Here is a 14064-nt window from a genome sequence, read left to right on the forward strand (position 1 = left end):
ACCATGAGCAGCAACAGATTTCTGAAAAGAAGGATTAGATGAAAACCATCACTCGTTGATGGTTTTTTTCTATTGTAGACAAGCAATTGTAGCTTTAGGTCTAACAGCAATCTTTTCAGAAACGAATTACTAGGTTTACGAAACGTAGCAGTATCGTAGCAATATTAGTAATCATAGCAACACAAATCAAAACGCCGACAATCATGTCGGCGTTTATTTATCGTCCAATATTTTATTAGGCAGCAGATGTCTTATCCGACTTATGCAGAAGCTGAGAGCGACGACCGAGCAGATAACCTGTCAGGGAAGCGAGCATCTGTTGGAAAACCATGCCAAGCACGACGGGGACGGCAACAGGTGGCGGAAAATACGAAACAGCGAGTACTGCACCTGCGCTGATATTACGCATGCCTCCATTGAACACCAGAGCGACCTGGTCGGCCTCATTCCAGCCTAACAATCGAGCAGTGAAGTAACTTAGTGCATAACCGAATGATGCCAGGAAAATAATGATGACCGCAAGACCAGCCAATTTCCAGTTGAAATCGGCCAAGTAGGGTGCAACGACAGATCCGTTAATGGCAACGACAGATGCCATAAATAATTTGGATAACGGATTCAATCTCGGTCCCCAGACCGGGACAATGGCACCTTTGGTCCATTCATTCAGCAGCATACCGAGCAGGGATGGCACAACAATCATCCAGAACAGACTGCTCATCATGGCTGCCGTATCCAGTGTGACACTGGTGCCAATTAACAGGGATAACACTCCGGGCACTACAAAAGGAGCTAGCATGGTATCAATCAGGATGATGGAAAGCGTAAGTGCAATATTACCCCGATAGATACTGACCCAGATGAAGCTGCTTATTCCTGTGGGAATCACAGCTGCCAGAACCAGACCTGTTATGGTGTACGCATCTGCAGGGAAAACCAGATGACCCATACCAAGAGCGATTAGAGGCATCGCCATATGCAAAATAAACAGACATACAAATAGGGGGAACGGCTTCTTCAGCACGTTTACAAAATCCCGTATTCCAAGACTGATGCTTCCAGCGAACGTCATGAACGCAAAGAGCCAAGGAGATAAAAAAGTATAAGAAGAAAGAAAACTCCCGCATAACACGCCAATAATAATGCTGATTGGGGTAATCAGTGGCATGATGCGGTTCAAGCGTTGGTTCAAGGCTTGAAGCATATTCATGACATCCCTTTACCGTGTGATTCTACTATTATACATGTTAATAACGCTGGCTGCAGACCATTTGCAATGAAGCGGTCGGAACAGGTATCATGGACTTGAAACAAGGATTCCGAATAGGAGAAGGGGAGATGATCATGTTTATAAGAAAAAGAAAGCACACATTAATGATGACAGGCCTTATTGCATCAAGTATTCTTTTGATTTCGGCCTGTTCTGTCGTAGAGCAAGCCAATGAAAGTTTAAATTATGTTAGTGGGGCTACTGATTATATAGAACAGGTATCAAACGCCGGGGCTGATCTGCAGGAGCTGGCATCGGGAGCAGTGAACAATCCAGAGATAACCACTCAGATTCAGGAGAAAATTGATCTGATCCAAGCAGAAGCAAGCGAATTTTCTCAGCTCACTGCTCCTGCAATAGGAGAGAGCATTCATGAGAATCTGGTCAGCTACAATACTCAATTAACGGAAGTTATGGACAACTTCGAGAATACGATCGCAGAGCAAGGTTTCACGGCAGAAAATTGGGAGAAGACGGGTATTCCTGAACTGATCACCAACATCAATAACTTGCGAGATCCGCTTAGTGGACTTCAGGGTGAATAAGTTGAATTAATTTTCAATATGGAGAGACAACACAGTTTGCAATTCTCATATTTTATAAGGGCGGGATATCGGAGCAATTGAAATTACTGATATGTTCGCTTTTTTTATTTTTCGAAAACTCATGTATATATAATGTCTCTGGAGCTAGACTATAGCAAGTAATCACGAGATGTATATGCCAAAGGAGAACTGCGTCATGACGGAGCACAATGGAAAAGTAATCATTATTACAGGTGGAGCCAGTGGTATTGGTAAAGAAACAGCATTTCAACTTTCGGATCAAGGCGCGACTATTGTTGTCGCTGACTATAACGAAGACGGAGCGAAGAAGATTGCGGCAGAGATTGAAGCAGCAGGTGGAACAGCGGGCGCATACAAAGTGGATGTATCCAAAGGGGACGAGATCAAAGCCCTGATCGACTGGACAGTAGAGAAATATGGTACGTTAAGCGGTATTTTCAATAACGCAGGCATTGGACTTGTGAAACCATTTCTGGAGATGGACCCGGAATCTTATCACAGAGTCATTGATGTAGATCAGCACAGTGTATATTATGGCATGTATTATGGCGCAAAAAAAATGGTTGAATTAAATGTACAAGGTACCATTGTTAATACGGCTTCGATCTATGGAAGTGTTGCTGCAGTAGGCAGCTTCAACTACAATGCAGCCAAGGCTGCTGTTGTTATGATGTCCAAATCCGGTGCATTGGAACTTGCAGAACATGGAATTCGTGTGGTTGGTGTGGCACCTGGCTTTATCGAAACACCGATTCTCGGTGATGACAAAGCCATGAAAGACGCACTTGCTACTCAACATATGCGTGGAGAGCTCATTCAACCAGAAAAAGTAGCCAGTGTGGTTACATTCCTGTTCAGTGATGCAGCAAGTGCAGTGAATGGGACAACCGTAGCTGTAGATGATGGATTCCTCAGCTTCAAAACAAAGTAAAATAAGTAACCTTTCTAAAATTAAGGGAACTCATCTCGAAGAACAGAAAAAAACGGTGCAGAACGATTTATTCGTTTTGCACCGTTTTTTTGTATTTTCATTATAAAGTAATCATGTATAAGAGGAGAATAAGTTTGTCGAATCATCCCGAAAATTCAGAGATCGTGATACAATTAACAAGGCTATAGCTTTTTATCATTTTGTGGTGTCATAGACAATTCGAACGCCGAGAGAGCCATAACTCTCTTCTTTGTAATGACATTGAGAACAGGTTTTGGTCGAGCATAACGCATCGTTATGAACTTGTAATTTTTCGTTGCACTGAGGACATTTATTTTCAAAAAGAGTCTTCAACACGTTAAACATGCTTAATCACTCATTTCGGATTAATTTACTTGGTTTTTATTATAACGGATAATATTCGCCTTGTATAGCACTTTGGAGGAGTTTCGAGATGAGATTTATATTGCATGAAAGGAAGCGCATAATCGATGGATCTTCTGCTTTTTATCATCATGTTTATACTGGGTCTGGTCGGTTCATTTTTCTCCGGTTTGTTGGGTATTGGTGGGGCCATTATCAATTATCCGCTACTGTTATATGTTCCATCCTGGATGGGACTGGAGCCATTCTCAGCACATGAGGTATCGTCAATTAGTATGTTTCAAGTATTTTTCGCTTCACTTGCCGGTGTGATTGCTTTCCGGAGAAAAGTAAAAATGGGCAGAAGTGGTGGGGCGATCGTTCACCGCGGATTGGTGCTGTACATGGGCTCCAGCATTCTTGCTGGAAGTCTGATTGGCGGATTTATCTCCGGTCATCTGGACGGAAGAGTTATTAATCTGATCTATGGCATTCTGGCAATCATGGCGATTGTGCTTATGCTGATTCCCGGAAAGGGAAAACTTGACACCGCAGCTCCACTGGTGTTTAACCGATGGATTGCAGCAGGCACTGCTTTTGCAGTAGGCATTGTGTCGGGAATCGTTGGTGCGGGTGGTGCCTTTATCCTTATTCCCATCATGCTGACGATTCTGAGCATCCCCGTGCGAACAACGATTGCTTCTTCGCTGGCGATTGTATTTATCTCTGCCATTGGCGGCGTTATAGGGAAAATTACAGGTGGAGATATTCCGATGGAACCCATCATCTATACGGTGATCGGCAGTCTGCTGGGAGCATCCCTTGGTTCGAAGGTTAGTTCGATGATCGATGTGAGGCTACTTCGGTATGCATTAATCGTACTTATCGCCATCACGGCGGTCAAAGTTTGGTCCTCCATTCTGTAAAATCACGTACGCAGGAATCAACAGTGATGATTTCGTAACCAAACGGGTGGATCGCCGTATAAAGGTTATGAACATGAGCTGACGCGTTGGATACACCATCAAATGAGTTCAGTTTTCGTCCATGGAGCACCTCATCTCCTTTCATGGATACATGTTTAACATTAATAGAAGTTGAGGTATCCACCCTATGAATAACGTACTTACAGAACAGGCTGATGCAGGATATCGGCTAGCTGAGCAGAAAGCATCTCAGTATTTTACTTCTCTTAGGCAACAACTTATGGAAAATACGTATACAACAGCACTTACCCAAGATATTCATGTATGGCAAAAAAAACATATTCATCGTTTTGCCTGGCTTTCTCTTTTGTCACCAAGCAAACGAAAACCCGATCCCCGGGATGTTCATAGATATATCCACTGGCTGAATACGACTGGTAAGTTGGATGATTACCTTGATCGGAGTATCTCCTATATTTATATGCGAGATCTGGGGCAAGCCCTCGATTCTCCAGATACGCAGGCCCGGATTCAGCACGTTGTCCAGAATACCAAAAAATACTTTATGGGCTCTGCCGCTGGGCGCAAAGGACAGTCTGATTATATCAGCCTGGCTGCGTTGTACCGGTGGGGACAGAAGGAGCACATTGAAACGGCCGTCATCTGGGTGATGAACAAATTAAAAAACGTGGCATCCAACATCCCGAAGGAGCTGGATGCAGAGCAGGCACAGCGAAAGCTCATCAAAATCATTCTCGGCGTGGTCCTTCATGTGGACGATGAGATGAACGAGCAGACATCACCTGAAGAACGTGCCCGGAGATTTGATGCGGCGATCCGACTGGGTTATTCATATGGTTTGACATATCCATTTGTGGATGACCTGCTGGATTCTCAAGCCTTGACTGTTCAGGAAAAAGAACAATATTCCCTGTTGATACGCGATGCACTTCTTACAGGGGTTGTACCTGATCTGGGGGAGTGGAAAGGCAGCAATCTTGAAGTGATTGAATATGTACATTCCGAACTTCGGGAAGCATTTGAGTATATCAAGAACTACCAGCATCCGGAGAAACAGCGCACGTTCTTAGAGCAATCCTATGTGTTTTTTCAGTCGCAGGAGATTGATCGCAGTAAGAAATTAGCCAATGCGAATTATACCAATGAAGAACTGTACATTCCGATTATTATTAAATCTTCCTCTTCCCGATTAATCGTCCGGTCTGTACTCAGTGCGCCAGTGGATGAAGGATTCGATCTGCGGACGTTCTATTACGGGATATATAATCAACTGGCCGATGATTTTGCCGATATGTTTGACGATATGGAAGAAGGGGCAGTAACTCCGTATACGTACTATTTGAAGTACCGAGACCTGCGCCCTGATCTGATTAATCCATATGAATTGTATTGGGCAGTCATCTCTTACCTAATCCATGATGTATACAACTCGGACGCCAAGACCCGTGAGGTCATACTGGATCGTGCTATAAACGGTCTGAAGCGTTGTAAAGAACGGTTGGGACAGCAGAAATATGATGAAGTGATGACAATCTTTGCCTCAGGGCAGCCTGAATTCCATCAACTGGTTCAACAGATGGTGCGAAAAGCAGATGACGTTGATTTCCTCGACAAATTGCTGCGGGATCAGGTTGTGCTTCAATTGAAAAATGACAAACAGGAGAAAGAGGAGTTCAAGCTGACCATTCAAACGGTTCGCGAACAGATTAATGTGGAGTTGCAGATTGCAAAGCCCGCTGGACTCCATGAGATGAAAGAAACGCTAATCGATGCAGCCAATTACAGCTTGCAGGGAGACGGAAAGAGGCTACGCCCCATATTAACTTGGGTTATGGGCGTGCGAGAGTATGGTCTGCCTGAATCATCCATCGTTCCGCTGCTAAAGTCGCTGGAGTACATGCATACGGCTTCCCTGATCTTTGATGATCTGCCTACACAGGATAATGCTTCGACAAGGCGTGGACGTTCCACGCTGCATCAGGTACACAATAGCGCCACAGCAGAGCTTACGGGTCTGTTTCTCATTCAGAAGGCGATTGGGGAGCAATCCTCATTGAATCGCTTTGATGCGTCTACCGTGCTCACCCTTATTCAATATTCGGCTGAAAAAGCAGAGGATATGTGTATGGGGCAGGCAATGGATCTGAACTCCAAAGGCAAGCTATTAACACTTGAACAGTTGAACATGATCTGTTTTTACAAAACAGGCATTGCCTTCGAGGCCGCACTGGTCATGCCAGCCATACTTGCCCAAGTGAAGGAACCGGAGATGGCTATGCTGAAAAAGTTCGCTTATCATGCGGGGATCGCCTTCCAGATCAAGGACGACTTGCTGGATTTCGAGGGAAATCACCTCATTCTTGGGAAACCTGCAGGTCAGGATGAGCGGAACAACAATGCCACCTTTGTGTCCATTCTTGGTGATGAAGGCGCAAAGAAAGCGATGTGGGAGCATTATTGTCTTGCTACAGATGCATTAAACGAGCTGACAAAACCTATTCCATTTTTGAGACATCTATTGGATTATCTTGTTGGTCGTGAGCGCTAAACTATTTTTTTCGCGATTCCTTACTGCATATGACTTATAATGATATATAATGACAAAGGTCGGGACTCCAGAGTAGTGGATTCCAGGCCTTGTTTGACTTTGTAGACACAATTCTCTTAAAAAGATTTGTTTCAAAGGTTGGGTTTCTGGGTATTAAGCAGGTACTGTTGTTTTAAAACTGACTAATTCTTATAGAACATCTTATATCAGGAAAAACTTTAGATCTCGACAATTTTTACATGAAGTTTATATGCCAAAAGGAGAGCTTATAATGCAGGTTCAAAAGGTCGATCATCATGAATTGTTCGAGCAGATCTATAACCAAGCACCTATTGGAATTGCACTCGTTGCTCCAACAGGACAATGGATGAAAGTGAACCCTGCTTTTTGCTGTATGCTAGGTTATACAAGTGTTGAATTAATGGATCTCACCTATCAGGATATTACACATCCGGATGATTCACCACAAGATATGATCTGTTGTTACGAGCTATGTGAAGGTACATCAAAAGAAAATCAATACGAGAAACGTTACATCAATAAAAATGGTGACATCTTATGGTGTTCAATACATGTTTCCTTGGTTCGAAGTGAATTTAACGATGCACCTCTTTATTTCATTTGCCATATTGTTGATATTTCCTATCGTAAACTGTCTGAACAAAAACTTCTACATCGTGAAGAAGTGTTCAAACTGATTACGGATCATGCTCAGGAGATCATCTATATTGCCGATTTAGAGGGCGTTTGTCGGTTCTGCTCACCGTCAGTCCAACAAATATTGGGTTATTCCCCGGAAGAAGTCATCGGCCGAAACAATAATGCTTCCTTTCACCCACAAGATCTGGAACGGATCTCACAGATGGATTTGACTAAAGGTAATCTGTTGAATATTAGAGTCCGTCACAAAGATGGGCATTATCTTTGGTTTGAAACCACATACAAGGTCTTTGGTGATGCGGAGCATGAACAACAGATTCTTACGATTGGACGAGATATATCAGAGCGAAAAAAACAAGAGGATATCAGTGCTGAGGCTGAACGGATTGCTTTAATTGGTAGTTGGGAATGGGATATGGTCAAAGACCATATTACATTTTCAGATCAGATCTTTGAGATTTTTGAACTTGAACGCACCTGCAAACCATATCGCATAAGTGATGTTTTTGATGTTATGAATTCTGAAGATATAGCCTCTATCCAAAAACATATTACCGGGGTAAAACAGGGTGAACCGCTTGATTTTGAATACAAACACATTAGCGCTGATGGAAATGAGAAGTATCTTCATTTACGCGGATTGATTACGCTCGATGAGAATCGTCAGCCAATTCAGCTAAACGGAACACTACAGGATATCACTGAACGCAAACGCATCGAATTTAAATTGCAGGAATCTGTGGAGCGATATACTTCGCTTAAGAAATACAATCATGACGCCATTATCTCGTTTAACATGGATGGTAATATTATGAATGCCAATCCAGTAGCGGTGAAAATGACGGGTTGTCCTGTGGCTGAAATGATCGACACAAGTATAAGCAGATTTATCGGAGCCAGTAATCTGGGTCTGATTTTGGGCAGTAATTATGCTTTGGCTGAAAAGGAGATCAACGCTGTTCGGCACACGGATGGATCAGAGACGGAAGTTTTGGCTACGCTTGCTCCAATCATTGTTAATCAAACCAATGTCGGGTTTTACCTGATTGCGAAGGATATTACGGAGCAGAAGAAACTGCTTGTAGCCAAAGAGACAGCGGAGAGAATGAATAAGGCCAAAAGTGAATTTTTGGCGATGATGAGTCATGAGATCCGCACACCGATGAACGGTGTAATTGGGATGACGGATTTGCTCCTGGATACTCCTGGACTTAGCGAGGAACAAAAGGAATATATCGAAATCATCCAGAAGAGTGGAGATTCCTTGCTCGCGATCATTAATGATATTCTTGATTTTTCCAAAATCGAATCAGGCAAAACCGATCTGGTAGAAGATCCTTTTGATCTCGTAGAGATCGTGACCGAGACGGTGCAAATTGTAAAACCACTGGCGCGTGAAAAAAAGCTGGATGTTCGTATGTATATAGAAGATGCTATTCCAACTCCGGTGTATGGTGATGCTTATCGACTTAAACAGGTACTTACCAATATCATCGGCAACGCGGTCAAATTCACTTCAGAAGGCGGCGTGGAAGTTAAAGTGGGAGTTAAGGAGCAGTGCAGCAATAACGTACAGCTTTATTTTCAAGTAAAGGATTCGGGCATTGGTATTCCGGCTGAGAGGAAACAACAATTATTTGAACCTTTCTACCAACTGGACAATTTTATGACCCGCAAACCTCAAGGGACCGGTCTTGGCCTTGCCATTAGCAAGAAACTGGTAGAGCTTATGCAGGGCGAGATCTGGATTGAGGAATCGGATGAACCGGGTACAATATTTATATTTACCGCCCGATTTAAATTAAATAACGGTGAAGAGAGTAACAGGTTGGATCAACAGCAGAAGAAGAGCAGAACATCCGCCTTGCGGATTTTAATTGCAGAAGACAACGAGATCAATCAGCTGGTCCTTAGGCGAATCGTTGAGAAAAAAGGGCACTTTGTGGATCATGTAGCGGATGGTGTTGAGGCAGTTGAGGCGGTCAAACATAATTCATATGATATTGTTTTCATGGATGTGCATATGCCAAGGCTTAATGGATTCGAAGCGACAAAATGGATTAAAAATTCTTCGAACCCTGAGAGTTGTCCCTACATTATTGCGGTAACTGCAAATGCATTAAGAGGAGACATGGATAAATGCCTGAAGGCAGGCATGGATGCGTATGTCAGCAAACCCATTAAAATTGAGTCCATTATGCAAGTGTTGGAGACCTATTACACCAAATATAATCTCTAATATTAATCTCATTGCACAAAAAATGGATTGGCAATAGAGCCGCTAGCTTATCGTCAATAGGCCACCGGCTTTTTTGCTGTTCCATGATTTGGTCCACCCCTGCATGCCGCAGATGCGACTGTGCTCAAAATCCTAAGGGGCTTTGATCCACAATTTGGAGATGTCCATATATCCGAATTCTGCTATCTGCATGCCGAAGATGCTCTGATCCAGTTCCGCCTGCTTGTTCATGTGACAGCCATGCAAGATCCAGTAGTGATCACGTAGCAAGGCTTCGGCTTCATCCAGGAGCACCGTACGGTCTGCCCGATGAAGCTTTGCGAAATGATCCAGTTTGTCATCCAGCTGAGACTGGAATGCAGGAGACATACACATATGAAAATGATTAGACAGGTTTTTGAAAAAATGAATCATGCCGTACTGCCAATCTTCTTCCAGTATCTCTTCAGCCAGGATCAATTGTGCGTTCGTGGTTTCCTCTGAGTTGAAATAATCCACAACGGCCTGCATGCTGATGTTCAGACCGATGGACTCACCGCGACGCTGAAACCACTCTGCAACGTCTGCATCCTTATTATGCTTATAGGATAAAGTTATGGTCTCTCCCTTGTACCCACAGGTATGCAGCAATTCACGAGCCTGTTCAAGAGAGGCAGCTGTCCAGTCTTGGGCTGCACTTCTCCAGGGAAGGAAGCTGCTGGCTGGTGTAATCCGATTCCCGCCGAGATCTCTGACAAGCGCGACCGAATCATAGACAATACGCAGCGCTTGCCGAAATAGGGGATGATGATGAAAACCTTCCTTATGAAAATTGAACAGCATATACTGACAACCCAGCGCCGGATAATTGATGCTGTTGGTCTGATCACAACCTGTTGCCAGATTTAATCGATCTGTACCCGGTAGCTCATAATAACGATCATTTGGACTCAGGTCAGGGACAAACCAGAAATGGACTTGATCCAGATGTGGCCGGATGCCATAGTACGATTCAAATGCGGTAAGCTCCAGCACATCTTCATTCAGCTCAGAGATCTGAAAAGGACCGGTACCTATTAATGTATTGGCTACATTGTAATCGTAGGGCAGAATTGTCATCCGAATACAACTGAACAGATGCAAAAAGAACCGATTAGGACGATGTAAAACAAACTTGATGCAGTAATCACCAGCTACTTCCGCACGTTCAATATCCCGATATAACCAGATGGACGGACTATGCACATCAATCAACCGCTGCAACGTCGCTTGGACATCCCGGGACGTCATGACACGGCCGTTGTGGAAACGTACACCTTTCCGGAGATAGAAGGTCCATAAACGATGGTCCGCACTGCACTCCCACATGTGGGCCAGTGCGGGCAGGAATGATTCTGTCTTCGCATCATAAGTGATTAATGTATTACAGATCTGGCTCAGTAGATAGGTTTCAAATGCAGTATAAACAAAGGCCGGGTCCAGATCACCTAACTGGCGTGACCTCATGATGCGCAATATATCTTGACCTGAGGAAGTTTCATCGTGGCTGTGAAATCCCATCTGTTGTTGAAGGGAGAGCAAGAGCTGTTCTCGCAGTGAATCATGGCTCTGAATGGTTCCGATGAGTTCAATGGCATCTTTCATTTTGCCTTTAGACAGAAGTTCGGTAAAACTTGCTTCCAGCGCTTCATTCATACTACGCAGCAACGTTAACTCCGAATGGTGTCCACGACCACGACCGGGTTGCCAGTGAATGAAGCCTTGCTCCTCCAATTTTCTAAGAATGAATTTCACATTACGAGGGGTGCAGCACAGGGCAGCGGACAGGCTATCGATGGTTACCGCTACAGGTTCATGGAGCTTAAATGAAAGCTGTTCGGCCCCGGCGAGCCTTATAAAGTGTGTATGTAGGGTATCCATGGTCATGACTCCTCTATTAAAGGTGAAAAGTGTGATCATATGTTTACACTTTTACTTCCCCCTTTTATCCTTACAATTATACATTAGAAGAGGTAGTTCAAAAAGTCCGCTTTTGAGCATTTAGAAAGAATAGGAGAAGTTCGCATGAAGCAATATTTAAGGCAAATTCACCCTTTGGCATGGACCATCATTATCGGAACCATGTTTGGACGTCTTGTGACGTCAATGAGTATCCCGTTTCTATCCATCTATCTGACACGTGTACTAGAGGCTACACCAACCCAGACCGGTATTACTGTGGCCGTAAGCTCACTGGCAGGTGTAATGGTCAGCTTTTATGGAGGTTATATTTCGGACCGGATCGGTCGCAAAATCGTCATGTTAATCTCGGTATTTAGCTGGGCAGGTGTGTTTTTCATCTTTTCAGCAGCAGAGAATCTATGGGTGTTCTTTGTTGCCAATACGTTAAACGGATTATGCCGCGCGGTATTTGAGCCCACCTCCAGAGCACTGTTATCGGATATTACGTCTCCGCAGAACAAATTGCTGGTGTTCAACCTCAGATATGCTGCAGTTAATCTTGGTGTGGTCTTTGGGCCAATTATCGGATTTCAGCTGGGATCATCTGAATCAACGTTCCCATTTATGATTTCCGGCTTGATATACATAGCATATGGACTTGTATTATTTTTGCAATTCAAGCTACAGCATGCCAATCTGCCAGAGCGTCATCAGGCAACCGCACCACGTTTGCGTGAAGCACTCATAACCACCGGTCGCGACCGGGTGTTTCTGCCAGTATTAATCGGTACCACATTTTGTGTTCTGGGTTACGGGCACTTTAGTTCTACGTTGGCACAGTACTTGGCGAGGAGCCCGATCTTTGAAAATGGAAGTCAGATGTTCTCGTACATGCTTTCCCTGAATGCGGTGACGGTACTGATTATTCAGTATCCGCTTGTGCGAACCTTCCGAAACTTTCCACCGCTTGTTCCTCTGATTGTGGGTAACCTGCTGGTTGCAACCAGTCTGATGATGGTCGGAATCGCTGAAGGTGTACTCATGATGATGATGAGTGTCATACTATTTACCATTGGGGAAGTGCTGTTGTTCACGATGATGGATATGCTCATCGACCGTATTGCGAAGCCGGAATGGAAGGGGACGTATTTCGGAACTATCGGCTTCAATAATATTGGTAGTGTCATTGCTCCTGTAATGGGAGGGGTGTTGTTAAGTCAATTTGGAGCGGAGAATGGGCTCGCTGTTTTTGTACCAATTGCACTGACGACTGCACTGGGAGTGCCCTTTCTTCTGATCGCACATAGACGTCTTGTTGTTAGAGAGAAGCAAACGGAGTCCACATCATTGAGTATGTAGCAGGAATGGAAAAGATTAATGACATGAATTAAATAACAATTCAGTTAAAATTATCTTGACGGATGTTGATCCAACGAATACAATAAACAACAAATATGTGAAACGGGTGGGATGATGATTATGTTTATGCCTATACAGATTTCGAATCGATAACTGAATACGCATAAGCATAGTGACATTAATCCAATTTTTTTTGCAATGATCGCGTTTGGGACAGTCATGTTTGTGCACCCCTGTCGTGGACGCTCATCATGATTGCGATGCAGAGGAGATACGGGAAATGCTTTGCATTTCATCCGGTCTCTTTTGGTTACAAGCTGTAGATGAACATTAGTTCATCTATGGCTTTTTTGCATGCATTCCACCAATCCGTTCACATGGAAAGGAGCATTTGTTTTACTTTTTGCAATGAACATACCCATAAGGGAAGAAAGAGAGGTAACCTATGAAGCAACCTGCGCAAAGTTATACCATTTGGTTCTCCCAACGCACGGGCAGTACGCTGTTGGGTGAAGCTTTAAGTTCTACAGGTGTAGCCGGTTATCCGAGAGAATGGCTGCATTATCAGTTTAAAAGTCCAGATAACTTGAAGCATGAAGATCTGGAGCAGATTTGGAGCCATGGGACAACGTCGAACGGCGTGTTTGGCATAAAGATTAATTTTGAACAACGATGGATTGACGCATTCCGTAGTCTCTATCATCTGCCAACAGAGTTATCGAGAGCTGAGGTATGGAGTACCGGTTTTCCGAATTGTAACAAGCATATATACATGACACGTCGCAACAAAGTCAGATTAGCGGTGTCATGGTGGAGAGCTATTGTTTCCGGGGAGTGGCATCGCAAGCATGGAGATCGCCCTCACTCACAAGATATTGCAGATCAATATAACTTTGATGCGATTAAACATCTGCTTGTTGAGAGTAACATGTGCGAAGCTGCAATTGAAGATTTCCTGTCCGAATCTGGCATTGAACCGCTGACAATTGTGTATGAGGATTTTATACAAGATTACGAGGGGACCGTCATGGATGTGTTAGCGTTTTTGGGTATTCAATCGGATGGTATTACGGTATCAGCTCCTCCCTTTGACCCGATCGCAGATGAGTTCTCTGAACAATGGGTCCAACGATTTCGGGAAGAGTGCCAGAGAGGATGGGAGAATGTAAGATGGTAAACACACTTGGAAAGATTCATCCACGGGTCGGAAATGTTGCATGTATTGTTATTATGTATGATTCATCTTAGTGAGAAACAAAGA

At 43.8% G+C, this 14064-nt stretch carries 9 protein-coding genes; 7 read left to right on the forward strand and 2 right to left on the reverse strand.

Annotated features, from left to right (window positions below; all coding sequences use genetic code 11):
- Positions 1-235: 235 nt before the first annotated feature.
- A complete protein-coding gene (locus ACE3K2_RS09505; RefSeq protein ID WP_421889207.1) occupies positions 236-1204 on the reverse strand; it encodes a bile acid:sodium symporter family protein in 969 nt (322 codons plus the stop codon).
- Positions 1205-1344: 140 nt separating this feature from the next.
- Here ACE3K2_RS09505 and ACE3K2_RS09510 point away from each other — a divergent pair, with 140 nt between their 5' ends.
- From ACE3K2_RS09510 to ACE3K2_RS09530, 5 genes are all read left to right on the forward strand, one after another.
- Positions 1345-1815 carry a DUF6376 family protein gene (locus ACE3K2_RS09510; protein WP_421889209.1) on the forward strand — a complete coding sequence of 157 codons (471 nt, stop codon included), beginning with the start codon at positions 1345-1347 and terminating at the stop codon, positions 1813-1815.
- Between the two features lie 196 nt (positions 1816-2011).
- Positions 2012-2767: an SDR family NAD(P)-dependent oxidoreductase gene (locus ACE3K2_RS09515; protein WP_421889210.1), complete on the forward strand. Its 756-nt coding sequence runs from the start codon at positions 2012-2014 to the stop codon at positions 2765-2767.
- A gap of 491 nt (positions 2768-3258) precedes the next feature.
- Complete coding sequence (locus ACE3K2_RS09520; RefSeq protein ID WP_421889212.1) at positions 3259-4056, forward strand: sulfite exporter TauE/SafE family protein; 798 nt, start codon at positions 3259-3261, stop codon at positions 4054-4056.
- 187 nt (positions 4057-4243) lie between these two features.
- Entirely contained in the window at positions 4244-6625 is a 2382-nt protein-coding gene (locus ACE3K2_RS09525) for a polyprenyl synthetase family protein (protein WP_421889214.1), read from the forward strand.
- Between the two features lie 271 nt (positions 6626-6896).
- Positions 6897-9524 (forward strand): PAS domain S-box protein, encoded by a 2628-nt coding sequence (locus ACE3K2_RS09530; RefSeq protein ID WP_421889216.1) that lies wholly within the window; start codon positions 6897-6899, stop codon positions 9522-9524.
- A 132-nt stretch (positions 9525-9656) separates the two neighbouring features.
- On the opposite strand, the gene ACE3K2_RS09535 is transcribed toward ACE3K2_RS09530, so the two are convergent.
- Positions 9657-11423 carry an ABC transporter substrate-binding protein gene (locus ACE3K2_RS09535; protein ID WP_421889218.1) on the reverse strand — a complete coding sequence of 589 codons (1767 nt, stop codon included), beginning with the start codon at positions 11421-11423 and terminating at the stop codon, positions 9657-9659.
- A gap of 144 nt (positions 11424-11567) precedes the next feature.
- On the opposite strand from ACE3K2_RS09535, the gene ACE3K2_RS09540 reads away from it, so the two are divergent.
- Both ACE3K2_RS09540 and ACE3K2_RS09545 read left to right on the forward strand, forming a co-directional pair.
- On the forward strand, positions 11568-12803 hold the full coding sequence (locus ACE3K2_RS09540; protein ID WP_421889220.1) for an MDR family MFS transporter: 1236 nt from the start codon (positions 11568-11570) through the stop codon (positions 12801-12803).
- A 445-nt stretch (positions 12804-13248) separates the two neighbouring features.
- On the forward strand, positions 13249-13980 hold the full coding sequence (locus ACE3K2_RS09545; RefSeq protein WP_421889222.1) for a Stf0 family sulfotransferase: 732 nt from the start codon (positions 13249-13251) through the stop codon (positions 13978-13980).
- Positions 13981-14064 lie beyond the last annotated feature (84 nt).

This window comes from Paenibacillus sp., assembly GCF_048976745.1.
GTDB lineage: Bacteria > Bacillota > Bacilli > Paenibacillales > Paenibacillaceae > Paenibacillus.